This window comes from Pseudomonas lyxosi (assembly GCF_047758685.1).
In the GTDB taxonomy this organism is placed as follows: Bacteria; Pseudomonadota; Gammaproteobacteria; order Pseudomonadales; family Pseudomonadaceae; genus Aquipseudomonas; species Aquipseudomonas lyxosi.
The window spans coordinates 5,242,458-5,262,533 of record NZ_CP180481.1; the positions used below are offsets into that span (position 1 = coordinate 5,242,458).

Consider the following 20,076-nt stretch of genomic DNA (forward strand, 5'->3'; position numbering starts at 1 on the left):
TCACCTTTATGTTCAACCACCACGAGCGCCGAACAGCGCCGACGTACCGCCCACTATTGCTGCCACTGTCGATTGCCTGCGGTCTCGCCTCGTTCAACATCGAGGCCGCCGAAACCAGTTCACCGACCCTCAACACGGTGGTCGTCACCGGCAACCGTGGCACGGAGCAACGCACCGTCACCACCAGCCCGACACCGATCGATGTGGTGACCGGTGAACAGCTGCGCTCGGTCGGCAAACCGAGCCTGTTGGAGGCGCTGAGTAAATTCATCCCGTCCTTCAACCTGCCCGACCGCGCGGGCTGGGATGCCAGTGGCGTGGTTCGCTCGGCAACGCTGCGCGGGCTGACCGCCTCCCATGTGTTGGTGCTGGTCAACGGCAAGCGCCGGCATACCAGCGCCACGTTGAACATCAACGGTATCAACAGCGGCGCAGCGCCCAGCGACCTCGACCTGATCCCGGTGGCGTCCATCGATCACATCGAGGTGCTGCGCGATGGCGCGGCGGCCCAATACGGTTCGGATGCGATTTCCGGGGTAATCAACATCATCCTCAAGCAGACCACCGGCGGCAGTTCCGACACGACCCTCGGCCAGGGCTACGACGGTAAACGCGGCACCGGGCAAGAGGCGATCAACTATGGCTTTGAAGTCGGCGAAGCCGGTGTGCTCAATGTCTCGCTCGACACCCGCTATCAGGAGCGCGACAACAAGGCCGGCAGCAACGGCTACAGCTCGCACTACTATCCACTGGCCGATGGTTCGCCCGACCCGCGTGAGGCCGACGCCAGCCATCACACCTACAAAGGCTATGGCCTGCCCCGCAGCCAACTGGCAGATGCGGCCTACAACCTCGACCTGCCACTGAACGATGCCGTCACGCTCTACTCGTTTTCGACCGTGGCCACGCGCGAGAACAACGACGGCCAGAACTTCCGCCTGCCCAGCGGCCGCAACACCATCACCACCGGGCCCAATGGTTTTCCCGACGGTTACAGCCCTTATTGGATGGTTAATGAAACCGACTTCCAGTCCGCGTTCGGTGCCAAGGGCGATAACATCGGCATCGGCGGTTGGGCCTGGGACCTGAGCAGCACCTATGGGCGCAACTACGCCAAGCAACGGACCTACGACAACCAGAACCCGTCACTGGGCGAAAACACCCCGAACAAGTTCACCTCCGGCATTTACATCGCTGACCAGTTGACCAGTAACCTGGACCTGAAAAACAGCTATGAGATCGGTCTGGCCAAGCCACTGGATGTCGCCTTCGGTTTCGAGCATCGGCGTGAAAGCTACGAGACACGCGCGGGGTCCGAAGCGTCGTATATCGACGGTGGCTACGTGTTCCCGGCCGGTCATCCGCGTGCCGGGCAACGGCCTGATCCAGGTGCTCAGGTCACCAACGGCATTACCCCGGACGATGCGCAGAAAGTCAGTCGTAACAGCGTCGCCAGCTACATCGACCTGGGCTTTTATCCCGTCGAGCAGTGGTACCTTGGCGTCGCGGCGCGCTACGAGCACTACAACGAAGGCGTCGGGGGTACCCGCAGCGGCAAGCTCAGCACCCGATATGAATTCAACCCGGTGTTCTCGATACGCGGCACTATCAGCAATGGCTTTCGCGCGCCGTCGTTGGCCAACGAGATCTTCACCGCGCGCTCGACCGGGTTCGACACCATCAATGGCGTCTACCAGGCCTATAACTATGTGATCCTGCCAGTGGACTCGGCAGGCGCCCAGGCGCTCGGCGCCAGTGCGTTGAAACCGGAACGGTCGACCAACTTCAGCCTCGGTTTCGCCCTGACCCCCAGTGACGACCTGAGCCTGACCGTCGACGGCTACGTGATCAACCTGCGCGACCGCCTGGTGCTCAGCGAACGCTTCCAGGGCCCGGGCGTTGCCGCCCTGCTCGACAGCATCGGCGTGCCCGCCACCGCCGGGGCGCAGTACTTCACCAATGGCGCCAGCACCCGCACCTCGGGGGTCGATGTGGTCGGCAACTATCGGCAGAACCTGAACCAGTTCGGCTCGGTGCGATGGACCGCGGCGCTGAACTACAACCACACGCAAATCCTCAGCGTCAACGAAACCCCGTCGCAACTCACGGCCCTGGGCAGCAACTTTCAATTGCTCGGCCGCCAGTCACGAGCGCTGATCACCACAACCTCGCCCAGCAGCAAAATGATCTTCTCCGCCGACTGGGCGATCCACGACTTTGACGTCAATCTGCGGTTGACCCGTTATGGCACGTACACCGAGGTCAACAGCTCGAGCAATCCAAGCCTGGACCGCGAGTACTCAGCCAAATGGATTACTGACCTCGACGTGGCGTATGCGCTTACCAAGCAGCTGACCGTGGCGGTCGGTGCACAGAACCTGTTCGATAAATACCCGGACCATATCGGCGTACCGAACTCCTCGTTTGGCGATAACTGGGGTAGTTACTCACCGTTCGGTTTCACGGGCGGCTATTACTACACGCGGTTGCAGTACGCGTTCTGATTGCTCGGGAAACAGATCAAGAGATCGCAGGCTGCGCTGCCGCCTGCGACCAGGTCCAGCCGCCGTTCATGCCCCTGCGGCGGCGAGTTCGAAGGTGCGGCCAGAGGCCTCGAGGCTATGGCGCCGGCCCGGAATATCCGCCAACAGACTGCGCGTGTAGTCACTGGAAGGCGCCTGAAAGATCTGCTCACAGGCCCCCTGCTCCACCACCCGGCCCGCCTGCATCACAACCACCTGATCCGAAATCTGCCGAACCACCGCCAGATCATGGGAGATAAACAGATAACTCAGACCAAGCCTTGCTTGCAGTTCCCCCAGCAACTTCAGAATCTGCCCCTGAACCGAAGCATCCAGTGTCGACAAAGGCTCATCGAGCACCAGCAGTTCCGGTTCCAGCGCCAGCGCCCGGGCAATCGCTACACGCTGACGCTGGCCCCCGGACAATTCGGTGGGACGACTGCCGAGCAACCGCGCCGGCAGCTCGACCTGCTCCAGCAGGGTCGCCGCCCGTTGCCGGCGCCAGGCCGCATCCCCTACTGCAAAGGCTTGCAGCGGCTCACAGATAATCTGCTCCAGGTTCAAACGCGGATTGAGCGACGCATAGGGGTTCTGATAGACCACCTGAATCCGTCGGCGCAGGGCCAGCCACTCGCGCTGTGAAACCTTGCTGATGTCCTGACCATCGAACACCACACTCCCCGTATCGGGTCGCTCAAGACCGAGAATCAACCGCGCGGTGGTGGACTTGCCCGAACCCGACTCGCCCACCAGGCTGGTGGTGCCGTGTCGGGGCAAATGAAAGGACACCCCATCGACCGCCGCTGGCCCAGGGTTACGCCAGGTGGAGAAATCCTTGCTCAGGTTCTTCGCCACCAGTAGCGCGGCGGACTGCCCAGCAACCTGCGGCACTGCCGTCGGCGCACGCCGTAGTTGCACGGTCAGGCTCGGTGCGGCGTTGAGCAGTTGTTGGGTGTAGGCGTGTTGCGGCGCCTGGAAAATTCGCCGGGCATCGCCGGCCTCGACGATTCGCCCCTGGTGCATCACCAACAGCCGATCGGCGCGGTCCAGCGCCACCCCAAGATCATGGGTAATCAGCAACACGGCGGTCCCGCGCTCGCGGGCCAGTGCTTGCAAGCGGTCGAGAATCTGGCGCTGCACGCCGACATCCAGCGCACTGGTGGGCTCATCCGCGATAATCAGCGGCGGATCGTTGGCCAGGGCGATGGCAATCAGCACCCGCTGACGCATGCCGCCCGATAACTGATGGGGATAGCTGCGCGAAATCCGCTCGACCTCCGCCAGACCGACCTCGCGCAGCAGTTCCAGGCTGCGCTGGCGAGCCAGCGCTTTCGGCACCCCGTGCAGGGTCAGGGCTTCAATCAGTTGGCTGCCGATACGTTTGACCGGATCGAGTGACAACCCAGGGTCCTGGGGGACGAAGCCGACACGGCGTCCGCGAATCGATTGCCACTGCCGCTCGTTGGCCTGCATCAACTCCTGACCCGCCAAGCGGATACTGCCCGCCTCGATCCGCGCGTTGGTGGCGAGCAAACCCACCAGCGCCGCCGCCGTGGTCGATTTGCCCGAGCCGGACTCGCCGACAATCGCCAGTATTTCACCGGCCTGCAGCTGGAACGCCTACTTCATCGCACCACGTTTGACTTTTAATTGTGTGGCATTCCGGCCAGCCTGATTCCCAAATTCATGAGGCGTGACAGGGGCAATGCAGGCCGATGGGAGACTCGCGGCGGTTTGATCAAGCGCTGAAGATCGTACGCAGGGTTTATCGGAATAAGACGAAGGCGTTTTGCCTCACGCATAATACTTTGCAGGTATCTTTGTACCCTTAAGGCGACGTCAATCGTTCCTCGTTTCCTGATCGTTTCCAAAGGTTGCATCAGATCATAAGTATCGAGATCAGCAATCGCGCGAGCACCGATAAACGGGAAAACATAGTTATTCAGACGGTTCAACACATTCTTGGAATGGTCGGGTGTCCATCTGGCCGACATGTTCTTGTGCCAGTCCAACGCAACGCTTTCAAAGGTACGGCCGTTGACAGCATTTTCCGTTTTGGCTTTACGCTTGTTCTCGACGGGATCAATGCCGTCTGCGAGCATCCGCTTCGCCTCTAAACGCTTCTCGCGAGCTTCGGCCAGGCCAATCACGGGATAGCTGCCGAGGGAGGTCAACCCCTCCCGGCCGTCAGGCTTTACGTACCTGAGACGCCAGCCTTTACGGCCATTGGGTTGGATTAGGAGATAGAGACCGTCGCCGTCGAAAAGCTTGTAGGGACGGTCAGTTGGCTTGGCTAAACGGCAAGCAGCGTCGGTAAGCGGAGCAGTTGTGCGCGACATAAGGGTATCATCCTTAATCGAACCAAAGACTACCCCTAACTTTGCCCTCTAAATGACTGGATTCCAGAAGAATGGGCAAGACTCCGACGGAATGCTAAAACGAAAAAACCCGCCAGAAGGCAGGTTTTTCAAGGCTTCCAAAGAATTCAAAAGCGCTCAGTGGAATGCAAGATGGTGCCCGAAGCCGGAATCGAACCGGCACGCCCTTACGAGCGGGGGATTTTAAGTCCCATGCGTCTACCAGTTTCGCCATTCGGGCGGTAGCGCGGTGAAGCAGTCTGAAGACTGTCAAATAACGATCTGGCAGTTCTGACGCCTGTGCGGCAGAGGAGGAAATATATACATCCCGCTCCGGCGAAGCAAGTTCGCGACTGGCCTTTTCAAGACTAAATCTTGCAGCACAGGTCAAATAAAAAAGCTCCGTAAATCATAGATCTACGGAGCTCGTTTAAAGTGGAGGCCGAGGTCGGAATCGAACCGGCGTAGGTGGATTTGCAATCCACTGCATAACCATTTTGCTACTCGGCCTCAAACATCTGATGTCATGTAGCACAACATCAGACGCGTACAAACTTGGAGTAAGGTTCGTGATCTAACTCCTTGAAAACATTGAGCTTTTTCAGCGGTCAGTGCTTTCGATGGCGTGAATTATGTACTGATTTCCCGAGGCTGGCAACCCCTTGATTTCAAAAAAAATTCCGCCAGGTGGTTTCCATGTTTCCAGGGGGTTGCTCAGCCCTTTAGCCCGGGATCGTCCATTACATCTTCTACCGCGATCAACGGGTCAATGCCCAGTCGCCATGCAGATACCAATCGTCTCCGATCATTTCGACCGGATGCATTGTCCTGTCGGAGCCATTGCCGCACGCCAGGGGAATTGGCTGGAAAACAATGAGGCCAGTGGTGAGGCCAGGGCTGGCAAGTAGCGCAACCAGACCAAGCCCAGCCCCGCACCGAACAACACCAGCAGCAACCACGGCATCAGCGAGCGGGCGCGGCGGCCGTTACCGCAGGAATGGATATGTACCCCAACCTTAAAGTGAACAGCATTACCTCTCACCGTGGCGCCAACCCATTCAGTGCCCGCGAATGTAATGCTCCAACTGCCGAATCAGATCCGCCTGTTCAACGATGGCCTCCTTGACCAGATCCCCGATCGATAACAGACCGATCAGTTCACCACCGTCCACCACCGGCAGGTGACGCAGATGGCTGTCGGTCATGACCGCCATGCAACGCTCGATGCTCTGCTGACTGTCGGCAGTCACCACGGGCGCGCTCATGATGTCGCGCACCGGCGTACCAACCGAAGAGCGCCCCTGCAGCACCACCTTGCGCGCATAGTCACGCTCGCTGATCACGCCGACCACCTGCCCGCCCTCAATCACCGGAAGCGCGCCCACGTTCTTTTCGGCCATGATCCTCAAGGCTTCTAGCACCATTTCATCGGGCGCGATGCTATGCACCTGCCGGTTTTGCACGACCTTGAGTTTGAGCAGTTGAGCGGCTGTTTTCATACGTGTACCCCGACTTCCACCACGCCGCTGTTCAACCGCACGGGCCAGACACGCAAACGCTGTTGCGGATACTCCAGGCAGCTGCCGTCCTCAAGCCGGAAATGCTGTTTGTAGATCGGCGATGCAACCACCAGATCCCCCTTGATGCTGCCCACCAACCCGCGACCGATCACATTCGCCCCGGATTGCGGGTCATGGTTGTCGATGGCGTAGAGGGTCCGCCCCTCGGCACCCGGCAGGTAGAACAGCGCCACCTGTGCGCCATCGAGCCATACGACAACGCCGGAGTTGCTGACCAGGTCCTGTTGCTCGCACACCGTTTGCCAGGCCTCGGGGTTTTCCAGGGAATCGATGCGTTGGGTATTGGGCTGGCTCATCAGGCAATCTCCTCGATAACAGGGATAAGGTTAAGTTCGGCGGCCATGATCGGGCGCCGCTGGCCGCGTTCCTGGACAAAGTGGATGTCCGGGTCCGGGCGTTTATCGTTGACGAAGGTACGGAAGCGCTTGAGTTTTTCCGGGTCTTTGAGGGCGTTGGCCCACTCGCATTCATAGCGGTTGACCACCAGTTGCATCTGCGATTCGAGCTCTTCACCCAACCCGAGGCTGTCGTTGATGATCACATCCTTGAGGTAATCGAGGCCGCCCTCCAGGCTTTCGCGCCACACCGAGGTGCGCTGCAATTTGTCAGCGGTGCGGATGTAGAACATCAGGAAGCGGTCGATGTAGCGGATCAGGGTTTCATCGTCGAGGTCGGTAGCGAACAGCTCGGCGTGACGTGGGCGCATACCGCCGTTACCTGCGATGTAAAGATTCCAGCCTTTCTCCGTGGCGATCACGCCAACGTCTTTGCTCTGGGCCTCGGCGCATTCCCGGGTGCAACCGGACACCGCGAATTTGAGCTTGTGCGGCGAGCGCAGCCCCTTGTAACGGTCCTCGATGGTCAGGGCCATTTGCACGCTGTCTTGCACGCCGTAACGGCACCAGGTGCTGCCGACGCAGGACTTCACCGTCCGGGTCGATTTGCCGTAGGCGTGACCGGTTTCGAAACCGGCTTCAATCAGTTCAGCCCAGATGTCCGGCAGTTCATGCAACTGCGCGCCAAACAGGTCGATACGCTGGCCGCCGGTGATTTTGGTGTAGAGGTCGTATTTTTTCGCCACCACACCGATCGCGATCAGTTTGTCGGCGGTGATCTCGCCACCTGGGATGCGCGGCACCACCGAATAGGTGCCGTTTTTCTGCATGTTGGCCATGAAGGTGTCGTTGGTGTCCTGCAGCGGCACCAGCGACGCGTCCATGATCGGCTGGTTCCAGCACGACGCGAGGATCGAGCCCACCGCTGGTTTGCAGACGTCGCAACCGGTGTGGCCACGGCCATGCTTGGCCAGCAGTTCTTCGAAGGTGATCACCCCTTCTACTCGCACCAGCGCATAAAGCTCTTGGCGGGTATAGGCAAAGTGTTCGCACAGGCTCTTGTCGACGCTGACACCACGGGCAATCAACTCATGCTCGAAAACCTGCTTGAGCAGCCCGGCACAACCGCCGCAACCGGTGCAAGCCTTGGTCTGCGACTTGAGCAGGCCGAGGTCGGTGCAGCCACCGTCGATGGCCGAGCAAATGGAGCCCTTGGTGACGTTATGGCACGAGCACACCGTGGCCGACTCGGGTAACGCGCCCGGGCCCAGGGTCGGCGCGCCTTCGGACGACGGCAGAATCAGGCTGGCGGGTTCCGCCGGCAGCGTAATCGCGTTCTGCATGTATTGCAGCAGCGTGTCGTAGTAGCTGTTGTCACCGACCAGCACCGCACCGAGTACGTGTTGGCCCGTCGCGTCCACCACCAGGCGTCGATAGCTGGCCGTGGTTTCGTCGATGAACTGATAACTGCGCGCGCCCGGCGTGCTGCCGTGGGCGTCGCCGATGGAACCGACATCGACGCCCAGCAGCTTGAGTTTGGTCGACATGTCCGCGCCCATGAACGGCTCGGCGGTTTCGTTGCACAGCAGTGCGGCAACACCGCGGGCCATTTGGTAGCCCGGAGCGACCAGGCCAAAAATGCTGCCATTCCACGCGGCACACTCGCCGATGGCATAGATGTTCGGATCGCTGCTCAGGCATTGGTCGTCGATCACGACACCGCCGCGCGGGCCGACTTCCAGCGAGCATTGACGGGCCAGTGCGTCTTGCGCACGGATACCGGCGGAGAACACGATCAGGTCGGTTTCAAGGAATTCGTCATTGGCGAAGTTCATCCGGTAGCGATATTCCTCGCCTGCGCTGATCGATTGCGTGCCGCGTGACAGGTGCACGCCGACGCCGAGTCGTTCGATCTGCGCCTTGAGCGCCAGGCCGCCGTATTCGTCCAACTGCACCGGCATCAGGCGCGGGGCGAATTCCACCACGTGAGCTTCCAGCCCCAGGGTTTTCAGCGCGTTGGCGGCTTCCAGGCCCAGCAAGCCACCGCCGACGACCACACCGCGTCGGGCGTTGCTTGCTGCGGCACGAATGGCGTCGAGGTCTTCAAGGGTGCGATACACCAGGCGCGAATCGCCCTCGGCGCCTTCGATTGGCGGTACAAACGGATAGGACCCGGTGGCCAGCACCAGTTTGTCGTAGGAGACACAGCCTTGCGCGGTGATCACCTGGCGGCGTGCGCGGTCGATTTCCAGGACCGGCACCTCCAGATGCAGCGTGACGCCCGGGGTCTGGTACAGCGAGGCTTCACCGAGGGCCAGCGACTCGGCATCACGGCCAGAGAAATACTCGGAAAGGTGCACGCGGTCGTAGGCCCGCATCGGCTCCTCGCTGAAGACGTGCAGCCGATAGTGATCAAGGGCACCGCGTTCGATCAGCTGTTCGACACAATGATGTCCGACCATGCCATTGCCGATCACGATCAGCGTTTGCAGCTTGTTCAAAGTGGCAACATTGGAATTCATAAGAGACACCCGTCGATAGCTGTTCAAAAAGCAAAAAAAAACGCCTGAAACCTTGCGGTTCCAGGCGTCTTTGCCTGTTCGTTTACGGTGCTAAGTCAGGCATCTATGCCGGAGCCACCGATGTTGCCCGCGACCTGTTCGGCCAATCGATCGTCGTTGACCGAGGGGGCTGCCCACTCGACTGCATTCACAGTGGGCCTGAACAGTGTCTTGCAGACTTTGTGCCAGTCGGCCATTGGCAGTCCTTGGGCCAGTAAACGTTGACCACGGGTGCCCAGGAATGCCCGATGTTTGCCTTCGCATAGTGCAGAGGCGTGTTGCGCGGCCTTATAAAAGTGCACAAAGGCGATCCCGATCCGGATCAGAATTTGCCACCCAGCGGGTATTCGATCGCCAGGCGGATCTGATTGGCGTCCAGTTCTGCTTGGGCCGCATTTCCGCGATGAACCGCATGGCGCAGGCTGAATGCGAGGTTTTTCGCGACGCCCGACTGCACCACGTATTTGGCCTGCAGATCACGTTCCCAGTGCTTGCCGCCCTGCCCGTAACCCAGCCATTTGTAACCACCATTGGGGTCCATGTGCGTACCGTCGATGCCGCTGCCGCGCACGTACAGTGCGCCGAAGGTCAGGCCGGGAATGCCGTAACCGGCCATGTTCAGATCGTAGCGCGCTTGCCAGGAAGCCTCCTTGGGCGCGTTGAAATCGGACAGCGCCACGGCGTTGCTCAAGTAGATCGCGCCACGGGTCACGTAATCGAAGGGCGTGTCGCCATCGACCTTTTGATAGCCCAGGCCGAAGCTGTGGGCACCGAGCTTGTAGGTCGACAGCAAACTCCAGGTGGTGTTGTCGATGCGGCCGGACAAGGCCTTGCCGGTGTCCTGGGTTCGGTACAGATTGAGATCAAAGATCAGGTCCTGGCCTTCCGCCAATGGCTGGGTGTAAACCGCGCCCAGATAGTGCTGTCGCCAAGTGTCGGCGTAGTCCGCGCTGAACAGGCTGGCGTTGAGTCCTTTGACCGCCGTGTTGCGCACCCCCACCAAGTCGAAGCTGTCGCCCTGTTTGCCGTTGGAGTAATTGACCACAAACCCTCGGTCATGACTGGTGGCGTTGCGGTCGGTGCTCTCGTTGAAATGCCCGCCATACAGGGTGGTGGTGGGCAGTTCGCGACTGGTCAGCAGCCAGCCGGTGGCGGTCTCCGGGAGCAAGCGGCTGTCGGATGAACCGAAGACGGGCGTTTTCACCCGCTGCTCGCCGTAACGCAATTCGGTGGAGGAAATCCGCAGTTTGGCCACCGCGCCACCACGGCTGAATTCGTCTTTGGGATGCCCGTCATTGTCCACGCCCAACACCCGCGCCTTACCGGCCCGCCCGCCCCCACTGTCCAGTTCCCAGCCGGAATACACATGAGCATCCATACCCAAGCCCACGGGGCCGGCAGTGTAGCCGGAGGTGAAGTCGGCCATCAGGCCGTAGGCCCACTCCTCGGCCAGGTCGCTGCGTTCGGCGCGGGGCTTGAAGGCATTGCGCGCGCCATTGCTCAGTGAGCCGTGTTCATAGTCGCGACGGTCGTAGAGGCTGCGGTTGAGCAGGCTCCATTGGCTGTCCTCGATAAAGCCTTTTGCGGTGTCTTGCTCTGAAGCCAGGGCGAGCAGGGACTGCCCGCCCAATGCCAATAGCAGGGTATGCGTCGATAGGGTTTTCACAGTGCAACTCCACAGAATTCGGGGTCTGCAAGGTGTCCCGCCGAACGGGGGACACCGTAGGTCACCTCAGAGGTATTTGAGGATCGCGATATCGCGGCGGCGCTGTTTGAGGTTGGCGAACCAGCGCGTCGGGAAGAACAGCAACACCCCGAGGATCACACTCCACAGCCACACCGTGGGCAGGTTATCGAAGCCATAGTAGGCACCCTGATTGGTGCCCCAGATCGCGACTGCCACCAGGTACATGGCCTTGAGTACGTACAAGTGCAGCAAATAGAAGAACATCGGCGCCCCGCCGTAAATCGCCAGGGTCGCGGTGGACCAGCGATCCTGCAGCTTCTCGAACAGCGCCAGCAAGATCAGCGAAAGGCCAATCGTCGGCATCAGGAACATCAGCGAGGGCGGGTACTTCTTGGCGCTCATGAAACTCATGAAGGTGCGCAACGAGTCACCAGTCTGCACCCAGGGTTTCTCGCCATAGACGTTCAGGTAGCGAATGAACACGAACGCCACCAGCAGGCCTGCCCCCAGTTTGAGCAGGCGGGAAATCCGCTCGGCCGGGTCCATGTCCTTGCCGAACCACGGCCCGATCCCCCACCCCAGCAGGATCACGCCAATCCAGGGCAATACCGGGTACGTGGTGCGGGCCCGGGTGAATTCGGTGATGTCGATGAACACCCGCTGATGCAGGATCGACCACGGTACGAAGAACGGCGACTCCGGCCCCACGGTCACGCCATCGAGCAGGTTGTGCCCGGCGACAATGGCCACGCCGAGCACGATCAGCCAACTGCGTTTGAAGTGCAGCAAACCGGCGAGCACGATCATGCAGATGCCGATGCACCAGATCACCTGCAGCCACAGGGTCTTGGGCGGGAACTCGGCGTTCCAGGCAAAGCACACGAAGGTGACTTCGAGAAACACCAGGAACAACCCGCGCTTGAGCAGGAACACCGAGGTTTCTTTCGCCGTGTGTTTCTGGCTGTAGAGCCAGGCCGACAAACCGGTGAGGAGGATGAACGCCGGGGCGCAGATCTCGCTGAGCATGCGGGTGAAATACAGGTCCGGCGTGACGCTCAACGCATCGATCGGGTCGGTGACCTGACGGTGCAGCAGAAAGGTCTCCCGCACATGGTCGATCAGCATCAACAGCATGACGAAACCACGCAGGGCGTCGATCGCCAGCATGCGGGTGTTGGCCTTGACGGCACTGGTTGCAAGCGCAGGGGAAGCGGTTGTCGCCTGCCCTGCCAATCCTGAAGATGGGGTCATATCAGTCACTCATGTAGTGGTCGAGGGATCAGGCTTGTTTCTTCAGCCTGGCGACTTCCGATGCCGGCAGCTGCGACGGCGCGCGCGGCAATGGCGTCTGGCCCTGTGATCGATAGAACGACAGTGTCGAACTGAAGCTCTTTATATCGAACGGTTCGGCCTTGCCTTGAGGACTGATACGTTCGCCGGGCGTGCGGTCCTTGTATTCGACGGCCACCACGTAGGTGCCCTGCCACGGCAGCTCGAAGCTGATTTTGCCCGCGGCATCGGTGCGTTGGGTGAACACTTTACCGGAGCCGGTTTCCAGCACCACGTCCTGGTCGGCCAACGGCTTGGACGCATAGAACACCTGGAATTGCGCCTTGTCAGCATCGGTGACGCCGGTGGGCACGATGTCCAGGGTCAGTTCCGGAGTGCGGGCACGCAAGTCGCCAACCCAACGGGTTGCCGGCGTCCAGTGAGTCTTCAGCGCCTTGTCGGCCTCATGAATATCGAAGATCGGATAGTGCGGGTCCTGGGCCAGCAACGAGTCATCTGCCCGGGTTTGATGCGCTACCGCAAACGCCTGGCGCTGCAAGGTCAGTGTCAACGGCTGGGACCGGTTGCTGATCGACCAGCCCTTGAGTTGCTGGAACCGGTCCATCCCGCCCGGCGTGACTTCCAACATGTTCTTGTCATATTCCCCGTAGTACAACGCCAATGGCTGCCCGGGTGGTTGTTCATACCAGATTTGATGCGCCTCGCTGCTGCTCGCCAGCAGGAAGACGCCGTAACCCAATAGTGCTTTTGCGTTGCTCATTCGCATTTTTTCGCTCCGATTGGTGTTATTCAGCGATTTGTTGCAGCCGTCTCATTCTGTCAAATCAGCGACTTCAAAAACCGCGCCCCTCTCTCTGTACGCATTACAGCGCAGAGACTTTTGCGCTTTGCTCTGAAATCAGTGCATACGGGGCAATCGGCAACTGTTTTTGTGGCTTGAAACAGCCGTTTATGCGGCTTGCGCCAGGATGAAGCGCCTTGGTCGGTTCTGTGGACCGAATGTCCAAACGCAGTGCAAACTGTGGGAGCGGGCTTGCTCGCGAAGAGGCCGTGTCAGTCGGTAGAAATGTCGACTGACAAACCGCTTTCGCGAGCAAGCCCGCTCCCACAGGGGGATTCGTGTTGGTATTGGGAATGGAGGCTGTCAGTGGCGCAGAAGCTTGCGCAGCGGCACGCCGTCCTTGAGCACCGGGGACTTGATGACGATGTAACTGAAATACTTGGAGATGCCGATGTTCTTGTCCAGCAGGCTTTCGATCACTTCCTGATAATGCTGGATGCTGCGGGTCATGAAGCGCACCAGATAATCGTAGCCACCGCTGATCAAATGGCATTCGAGCACTTCGTCCACCAGACGGATATTGGACTCGAACTTGGCGAAGTCTTCGCGCTTGTGGTCGCTCAAGGTGATTTCGGTAAACACCGTCACCGAATCGGTGATCTTGGCCAGGTTCAGGTGCGCCTTGTAGCTGGAAATATACCCGGCCGACTCAAGCCGTTTGACCCGTTGCAGGCAGGGACTGGCCGACAACCCCACCGCATCGGCCAGGCTGACGTTGGTCATGCGCCCGTCCTTTTGCAGCTCCACCAGGATACTGATGTCGATTCGGTCCAGTTTGACTAACCCTTCCATTGCGTACCTCTTGACTGCCGTTTGTAAGACAATCTTCTAGCAAAATCAGCGCCGTAAAGACAGCTGATGCTGAGCCACCAGATCCGCCATGCTGTTAATACAGTAATCCGCCGCGCACGGCGTGGGGTGTTTTGAGCGGCCGCGACAGATCAGGCACACGTCTTTGGCCGCTTGTCGACCGGCCGAAGGACGGGTCACATACAGGATGCTGCCGACTTCAAGGTCGTTGGCTTTTAACCACTGCGGATCGAGCAAAGGGTCGCTGGCCAGTGAGATGAAATCGTCGGGCATGATCCCCAATCGCTCACACAGCAACCCTCGATCTTCGGCATCCCGGTCGCCGTGCACCAGCAAGCGATAGAACTTGCGCAGGTACAACATCGCCCCGGGCGCGTCCTCGAACAGCGACCAACCGGCCACCGAACGGGCAAAGCTCATGCCCTCCTCCCAGCTGGCTTTCAGGCCCCAGCGCTCGGCCAGTTGGCGATGGGCGAAACACAGCACGCCACTAAAGCCCAGCTCAGCGAAACGCGGATACAGCGCACGCACCACCTCGCTGTATTCGGCCAGCACCTGTTCCTTGTCCGGGTGACCGCCTCGGCTGTCCAGCAGCGGTTGCAGTGCCGTCCAGACACCCGAGTCCCGATCGACCAGGACCTCATCGCAATCGATGAGCAGCGCTCGATAATCAGTCAGCCCCATTGTGTGCAAAGCCTCCGATGATGCATTCCATCAATCCATGCTCCATAAACGCTCACGGGCGATGCCTTGTGGCACCGCCCCGAGCGGCCATGAGCTCAGTTCAAGACCCGTGCCAATGCCGCTTCAAGAATCTGCAGCGCTTCATCGACCTGTGCTTCAGTGGTCACCAGCGGTGCGAGGAAGCGCAACACGTTGCGGTACACCCCGCATTTGATCACCAGCAAACCGCCGGCCCGGGCTTCATCGATCAGTCGCTGATTCAGGTCAGCGTCCGGTGTGCGGGACGCGTCATCCTTGATCAGTTCGATCGCCAGCATGAACCCAGCGCCGCGCACGTCGCCGATTTGCCCGTGACGGGCCTGCAAACGCAGCAGCCCCTGACGCAAACGCTCACCGAGTGCTTCGCCTCTGGCCAGCAATTGTTCTTCTTCGAAAGCATCGATTACCGCCAGTGCGGCGGCGCAGGACAAGGCGTTGCCTCCGTAAGTGCCGCCCAGGCCACCGGGCAGCGGCGCGTCCATGATCTCGGCCTTGCCGACCACCCCGGACAACGGCAAGCCACCGGCCAGGCTCTTGGCGACGGTCACCAGGTCCGGCTGAATGCCGGCGTTCTGGAAACCGAACCACTTGCCGGTCCGGCCAAAACCGGTCTGGATTTCATCGAGGATCAGCACGATGCCGTGTTTCTCAGTCAGCACGCGCAGAGCCTGGAGAAACTCCGCCGGCGCTGACAGGAAACCACCGTCGCCCTGCACCGGCTCAATGATGATCGCGGCGACACGCTCAGGGGCAACCTGGGTGGCCAGCAACTCGTCGAGGGCCTTGAGCGCCATCTCACTGGTGACACCGCGATAGGCATTCGGATACGGGGTGTGGAAGACCTCCGGCGCGAACGGCCCGAAGTTCTGCTTGTACGGCTGGCTCATGCCGGTCAGCGTGGTGCCGAGCAAGGTACGACCGTGGAAGCCGCCGCGAAAGGCGATCACGGCCGAACGGTTGGTGTGGGCGCGAGCGATCTTCACCGCGTTTTCCACCGCCTCGGCGCCAGAGGTGAAGAACGCCGCTTTATACGCTTCCTTTCCACCGATCATTTCGCACAGGCGCTGGGCCAAATCGAGATACGGCTTATAGGCCACCACCTGGAAACAGGCGTGAGAGACCTTTTGCAATTGCGCCTGCACCGCAACGACCACCTTCGGGTGGTTGTGACCGATGTTCAGCACACCGATGCCGCCGACAAAATCCAGGTAGCGCTTGCCGTCCACGTCCCACAACTCGGCACCTTGGGCGCGATCGATCACCAACGGGTGAGCGGTAACCAGGCCACGCGGCACGAATTGATCGCGCTGACGGAGCAAATGAGGGGTTTCGTCGACTTTGCTATTCATGGCATTTCCCATCGTGAGTCCGGCAACCGGGAGGTGGTTGCGATGGTGTTCAGGTTAAGCCTTGCGCGAAACGATCTACGCCGAACTTGGCCCCTGAGAAATTCGGATCGACTGTTTTCACCCTGCCAAACGGCAGATTCCTTTCACCCGCCGAATCTGCCGGGGCGTCGCCGATCGAACATCGCGAAACCCGTTTAACCCGGCCCTTTCGACAGATCCTGCGCCGACGTTGCGCGATGATGGACAGCACCTTCATCCTTCAGGACATGCCCATGGCCCTGCTTTATAAAGCTGACCCTGTGCGCGGCGAACAGTGGAAAGCACTGTTCGCCGCGCACGCCCCGGATATCGAATGGCGCGCCTGGCCGGACATCGGTGATCCCGCGGACATCGAATACGTCGCCGCGTGGCAGGCACCCGACGATTTAGATGATTTGCTGCCGAATCTGAAAGTGTTATTCGCGTTGTCCGCCGGCGTCGATCAACTGGACCTCAGTCGCTTGCCCGCGAGCTTGCCGGTGGTGCGCCTGCTGGACCCTGGCATCACCCGCGGCATGTGCGAGTACGCCAGTTTCGCGGTGCTGAGCCTGCACCGGGACATGCTTCGCTATCGCCAGCAGCAAATGGCCCGGTGCTGGCAGGCGCACTTGCTGCAACCGGCGGCCACGCGGCGGATCGGTGTGATGGGCCTTGGCACCCAGGCTCGGCAGATTCTGGCGACATTGCAGCCATTAGGTTTTGCCTTGTCGGGTTGGGCGCGCAGTGCGCATCAGGTCGCTGGCGTGGAATGCTATGCCGGGCGCGAGCAACTGCCGGCGTTTCTCAGCCAGTGCGACATTCTGCTGTGCGTGCTGCCGCTGACTGAGCAGACCCAGGGCATTCTTGATCGTGAGTTGTTCCGGCAATTGCCCCATGGCGCGGCGTTGATCAACATGGGCCGTGGCGGGCATCTGGTGGAAAGTGATCTGCTTGAGGCGCTGGACAGCGGGCAGCTCAGTGGCGCGGTGCTCGATGTGCTGCAGGAAGAACCAGCGCCGGCGGATCATCCGTTTTGGGACCATCCGCAAATTCTGCTGACACCGCATATTGCGGCGATGACGCAGCCGGAGAGTGCGTTTGGGGTGTTGTTGGAGAATATTCGGCGGTATGAGCGGGGGGAGTTGATGGTAGGGGAAGTGGATCGAAAGCGGGGCTACTGATCGTTCCCACGCTCCGCGTGGGAATGCAGCCCGGGACGCTCCGCGTCCCTTTCGAGAGCTGGAACGCGAAGCGTCCCTTGAGGCATTCCCACGCAGAGCGTGGGAACGATCATTCACGGTAGCTTAGAGAATGTCGGCGATGGCTTTGCCAACCTCCTGAGTCGACCCCTTCCCCCCCAAATCCGGCGTAATCGGCCCCTCCGCAATCACCCGTTCAATCGCCTGCAAAATCCCGTCGTGCGCCGCGCGATAGCGCTCGTCCCCATTCCCCAGAAAATCCAGCATCAACGCCCCGGACCAGATCATCGCAATCGGGTTGGCGATGTTCTGCCCATAGATGTCCGGCGCCGAGCCATGCACCGGCTCGAACAGCGACGGAAACCGCCGCTCCGGATCAAGATTGGCCGACGGCGCGATGCCGATGGTTCCGGCGCAGGCCGGCCCCAGGTCGGACAGAATGTCGCCGAACAGGTTCGACGCCACCACCACATCAAACCGGTCCGGTTGCAGCACAAAACGCGCGCACAGAATGTCGATGTGCTGCTTGTCCCAGGTGATGTCCGGGTACTGCGCCGCCATTAATGCGGTTCGTTCATCCCAGTACGGCATGCTGATGGAAATCCCGTTGGACTTGGTCGCCGCCGTCAGGCGCTTGCGGGGTCGGGTCTGGGCCAGCTCGAAGGCGAACTTGAGAATCCGGTCCACGCCGCGCCGGGTAAACACCGACTCTTGCAGCACGAATTCATGCTCGGTGCCTTCGAACATCTTGCCGCCCACCGACGAATACTCGCCCTCGGTGTTCTCGCGGATCACCACGAAATCGATGTCCCCAGGTTTGCGTCCGGCCAAGGGGCACGGCACGCCGGGGAACAGCCGCACCGGGCGAATGTTCACGTACTGGTCGAAGTCGCGGCGAAACTTGAGCAGCGAGCCCCACAGGGAAATGTGGTCCGGCACCTTGTCCGGCCAGCCCACGGCGCCGAAGTAAATCGCGTCGAAACCCTTGAGCTGTTCGAACCAGTCGTCGGGCATCATTTGCCCGTGTTCCAGGTAGTAATCGCAATGCGCCCAATCGAGCACTTCGATGCTCAGATCCAGCTGCCATTTTTTCGCGGCTTGCTCCAGTACTCGCAGCCCTTCCGGCAGGACTTCCTTGCCGATGCCATCGCCGGCAATCGCGGCGATTTTGAATGTCTTGCTCATCAACCTGCCTCCCCGTGTCTGTGAATTACAGCCCACCGATGTGGAAGGCTTTGACTTCAAGGTATTCGTCCAGACCGTACTTGCTGCCTTCGCGGCCCAGGCCCGACTGTTTGATGCCGCCAAACGGCGCGACTTCCATGGAAATGATCCCGGTGTTGAGGCCGACCATGCCGAATTCCAGCGCCTCGCCGAAACGCCATGAACGACGCAAGTCCTGGGTGAAATAGTAGGCACCCAAACCGTAAGGCGTGGCATTGGCCAGCGCGAGGGCTTCGGCTTCATCGGTAAAGCGCATCAGCGGCGCCACCGGGCCGAAGGTTTCTTCGTTGGCCAACAGCATGCCCGCGTGGGCTTCCCCGAGGACCGTGGGCTGGACAAACTGGCTGTCGCCCTCGGGAATGCCGCCGCAGAGCAAACGCGCGCCCTGGCTCAGGGCATCGTCGATGTGCCGGGCGACTTTGCTCACCGCCGCCGGGTTGATCAGCGGACCGATAGTGACGTCGGCGTCCAGGCCGTTGCCGACCTTGAGCTTGCCCACCTCCTCCACCAGGCGCCGGGCGAAGCGTTCGTAGATGCCGTCCTGCACCAGAATGCGATTGGCACAGACGCAGGTTTGTCCGGCGTTGCGAAACTTGCTGAGCATGATGCCGGCCACCGCCTGCTCAAGGTCAGCGTCGTCGAACACAATGAACGGCGCATTGCCGCCCAGTTCCAGGCTCAAACGCTTGATGTGTTCGGCGCTCTGGCGCATCAGCAAACGGCCGACGGCGGTCGAGCCGGTGAAGGAAATCTTGCGCACGCTCGGGTTGCCGGTCAGCTCTTCGCCGATCCCGGCGGGCATGCCGGTCAACACGTTGAACACCCCGGCCGGGATGCCCACGCGTTCGGCCAGTACCGCCAACGCCAAAGCAGACAACGGCGTCAGGTCCGAGGGCTTGACGATGATCGGGCACCCGGCCGCCAGGGCTGGCGCGCATTTGCGCGTGATCATCGCGTTGGGGAAATTCCACGGAGTGATCGCGGCGCACACACCCACTGGTTGCTTGAGGGTCAGCAGTCGGCGGTCACCGCTGGGGGCCGGCATGGTTTCGCCGTAGACCCGTCGGGCCTCCTCGGCGAACCATTTGACGAAACCGGCGCCGTAGCGAATTTCGCCCTTGGCTTCGTTCAGCGGCTTGCCCTGTTCGCAGGTCATGATCAGTGCCAGGTCGTCGAGATTGTCGATCATGGCCTGATACCAGCGCTCCAGAAGCGCCGCACGTTCCGCCGCCGGGCGAGTTCGCCAGGCCGGCCAGGCTTTTTCGGCCGCTTCGATGGCGCGACGGGTTTCCGCGCCTTGCATCGCCGGTACGCGGCCAATCAACTGACCGTTGGCCGGGTCGATGACGTCCAGGGTCGCGGCGTTGTCGGCGCCGATCCACTGCCCGTCGACATAGGCGAGTTCTGCCAGAAGGCTGGGGTCTTTCAAACGATTCTTGAGCATGGTCGAGTCCTGATCCGAGACATGCTCCAGTCTAGGGAGGTGCTGCGGGTGAGGATGCTGAAAGTGCCGATTGGGCGGTGTTGGATGCTGAAATTCGGGATGGGACGGCAGGCTCTACCGAGGGCTTTATGATCGT

15 protein-coding genes, 2 tRNA genes and 2 pseudogenes are annotated in these 20,076 nt (G+C 60.6%); 2 read left to right on the top strand and 17 right to left on the bottom strand.

The annotated features are described in order from the left end of the window. Positions 1 to 8: 8 nt before the first annotated feature. On the top strand, positions 9 to 2,504 hold the full coding sequence (locus ACMXYI_RS24090) for a TonB-dependent receptor plug domain-containing protein (RefSeq protein ID WP_415769386.1): 2,496 nt from the start codon (positions 9 to 11) through the stop codon (positions 2,502 to 2,504). 66 nt (positions 2,505 to 2,570) lie between these two features. On the opposite strand, the gene ACMXYI_RS24095 is transcribed toward ACMXYI_RS24090, so the two are convergent. The 15 genes and pseudogenes from ACMXYI_RS24095 to gabT all read right to left on the bottom strand — a co-directional run bounded on the left by ACMXYI_RS24095 (position 2,571) and on the right by gabT (position 16,055). Then, positions 2,571 to 4,133, bottom strand: coding sequence for a dipeptide ABC transporter ATP-binding protein (locus ACMXYI_RS24095; RefSeq protein ID WP_415773963.1), 1,563 nt, complete (start codon positions 4,131 to 4,133; stop codon positions 2,571 to 2,573). A 56-nt stretch (positions 4,134 to 4,189) separates the two neighbouring features. Next, positions 4,190 to 4,861 (bottom strand): annotated as a pseudogene (locus ACMXYI_RS24100) (tyrosine-type recombinase/integrase); the annotation flags it as partial. Positions 4,862 to 5,033: 172 nt separating this feature from the next. Next, positions 5,034 to 5,120 (bottom strand) — tRNA-Leu (locus tag ACMXYI_RS24105). A 195-nt stretch (positions 5,121 to 5,315) separates the two neighbouring features. Next, positions 5,316 to 5,389, bottom strand: a tRNA-Cys gene (locus tag ACMXYI_RS24110). Between the two features lie 248 nt (positions 5,390 to 5,637). Beyond that, positions 5,638 to 5,733: pseudogene (locus ACMXYI_RS24115) on the bottom strand (DUF3079 domain-containing protein); the annotation flags it as partial. A gap of 204 nt (positions 5,734 to 5,937) precedes the next feature. After that, positions 5,938 to 6,378: a CBS domain-containing protein gene (locus ACMXYI_RS24120; protein WP_415769387.1), complete on the bottom strand. Its 441-nt coding sequence runs from the start codon at positions 6,376 to 6,378 to the stop codon at positions 5,938 to 5,940. Further along, the gene (gene nirD, locus ACMXYI_RS24125) at positions 6,375 to 6,755 is read right to left on the bottom strand and encodes a nitrite reductase small subunit NirD (RefSeq protein ID WP_415769388.1); all 381 of its coding nucleotides are present in this window, start codon (positions 6,753 to 6,755) and stop codon (positions 6,375 to 6,377) included. The genes ACMXYI_RS24120 and nirD overlap by 4 nt, the downstream gene beginning before the upstream one ends. Next, positions 6,755 to 9,316 (bottom strand): nitrite reductase large subunit NirB, encoded by a 2,562-nt coding sequence (gene nirB / locus ACMXYI_RS24130; RefSeq protein ID WP_415769389.1) that lies wholly within the window; start codon positions 9,314 to 9,316, stop codon positions 6,755 to 6,757. The genes nirD and nirB overlap by 1 nt, the downstream gene beginning before the upstream one ends. Positions 9,317 to 9,411: 95 nt before the next feature. Next, positions 9,412 to 9,657 (bottom strand): hypothetical protein, encoded by a 246-nt coding sequence (locus ACMXYI_RS24135; RefSeq protein ID WP_415769390.1) that lies wholly within the window; start codon positions 9,655 to 9,657, stop codon positions 9,412 to 9,414. Between the two features lie 20 nt (positions 9,658 to 9,677). Continuing rightward, the gene (locus tag ACMXYI_RS24140; protein ID WP_415769391.1) at positions 9,678 to 11,021 is read right to left on the bottom strand and encodes an OprD family porin; all 1,344 of its coding nucleotides are present in this window, start codon (positions 11,019 to 11,021) and stop codon (positions 9,678 to 9,680) included. Positions 11,022 to 11,087: 66 nt separating this feature from the next. After that, complete coding sequence (locus ACMXYI_RS24145) at positions 11,088 to 12,293, bottom strand: DUF1624 domain-containing protein (RefSeq protein ID WP_415769392.1); 1,206 nt, start codon at positions 12,291 to 12,293, stop codon at positions 11,088 to 11,090. Between the two features lie 28 nt (positions 12,294 to 12,321). Next, a complete protein-coding gene (locus tag ACMXYI_RS24150) occupies positions 12,322 to 13,092 on the bottom strand; it encodes a DUF4198 domain-containing protein (RefSeq protein WP_415769393.1) in 771 nt (256 codons plus the stop codon). Between the two features lie 384 nt (positions 13,093 to 13,476). Beyond that, on the bottom strand, positions 13,477 to 13,965 hold the full coding sequence (locus ACMXYI_RS24155; protein ID WP_008055821.1) for an Lrp/AsnC family transcriptional regulator: 489 nt from the start codon (positions 13,963 to 13,965) through the stop codon (positions 13,477 to 13,479). A gap of 45 nt (positions 13,966 to 14,010) precedes the next feature. Continuing rightward, a complete protein-coding gene (locus tag ACMXYI_RS24160) occupies positions 14,011 to 14,667 on the bottom strand; it encodes an HAD family hydrolase (RefSeq protein ID WP_415769394.1) in 657 nt (218 codons plus the stop codon). A 95-nt stretch (positions 14,668 to 14,762) separates the two neighbouring features. After that, positions 14,763 to 16,055, bottom strand: coding sequence for a 4-aminobutyrate--2-oxoglutarate transaminase (gene gabT, locus ACMXYI_RS24165; RefSeq protein ID WP_415769395.1), 1,293 nt, complete (start codon positions 16,053 to 16,055; stop codon positions 14,763 to 14,765). A 272-nt stretch (positions 16,056 to 16,327) separates the two neighbouring features. Here gabT and ACMXYI_RS24170 point away from each other — a divergent pair, with 272 nt between their 5' ends. Then, entirely contained in the window at positions 16,328 to 17,254 is a 927-nt protein-coding gene (locus ACMXYI_RS24170) for a 2-hydroxyacid dehydrogenase (protein WP_415769396.1), read from the top strand. 123 nt (positions 17,255 to 17,377) lie between these two features. Here the strand turns inward: ACMXYI_RS24170 and ACMXYI_RS24175 are convergent, their stop codons facing one another. Further along, positions 17,378 to 18,457, bottom strand: a complete 1,080-nt coding sequence (locus ACMXYI_RS24175; RefSeq protein WP_415769397.1) for a tartrate dehydrogenase — start codon at positions 18,455 to 18,457, stop codon at positions 17,378 to 17,380. 25 nt (positions 18,458 to 18,482) lie between these two features. After that, on the bottom strand, positions 18,483 to 19,940 hold the full coding sequence (locus ACMXYI_RS24180) for an NAD-dependent succinate-semialdehyde dehydrogenase (RefSeq protein WP_415769398.1): 1,458 nt from the start codon (positions 19,938 to 19,940) through the stop codon (positions 18,483 to 18,485). Positions 19,941 to 20,076 lie beyond the last annotated feature (136 nt).

Coding starts and splice junctions, on each gene's coding strand:
- ACMXYI_RS24090 (WP_415769386.1), top strand. CDS start 9: ATGTTCAACCACCACGAGCGCCGAACAGCGCCGACGTACCGCCCACTA.
- ACMXYI_RS24120 (WP_415769387.1), bottom strand. CDS start 6,378: ATGAAAACAGCCGCTCAACTGCTCAAACTCAAGGTCGTGCAAAACCGG.
- nirD (WP_415769388.1), bottom strand. CDS start 6,755: ATGAGCCAGCCCAATACCCAACGCATCGATTCCCTGGAAAACCCCGAG.
- nirB (WP_415769389.1), bottom strand. CDS start 9,316: ATGAATTCCAATGTTGCCACTTTGAACAAGCTGCAAACGCTGATCGTG.
- ACMXYI_RS24145 (WP_415769392.1), bottom strand. CDS start 12,293: ATGACCCCATCTTCAGGATTGGCAGGGCAGGCGACAACCGCTTCCCCT.
- ACMXYI_RS24150 (WP_415769393.1), bottom strand. CDS start 13,092: ATGAGCAACGCAAAAGCACTATTGGGTTACGGCGTCTTCCTGCTGGCG.
- ACMXYI_RS24155 (WP_008055821.1), bottom strand. CDS start 13,965: ATGGAAGGGTTAGTCAAACTGGACCGAATCGACATCAGTATCCTGGTG.
- ACMXYI_RS24160 (WP_415769394.1), bottom strand. CDS start 14,667: ATGGGGCTGACTGATTATCGAGCGCTGCTCATCGATTGCGATGAGGTC.
- gabT (WP_415769395.1), bottom strand. CDS start 16,055: ATGAATAGCAAAGTCGACGAAACCCCTCATTTGCTCCGTCAGCGCGAT.
- ACMXYI_RS24170 (WP_415769396.1), top strand. CDS start 16,328: ATGGCCCTGCTTTATAAAGCTGACCCTGTGCGCGGCGAACAGTGGAAA.
- ACMXYI_RS24175 (WP_415769397.1), bottom strand. CDS start 18,457: ATGAGCAAGACATTCAAAATCGCCGCGATTGCCGGCGATGGCATCGGC.
- ACMXYI_RS24180 (WP_415769398.1), bottom strand. CDS start 19,940: ATGCTCAAGAATCGTTTGAAAGACCCCAGCCTTCTGGCAGAACTCGCC.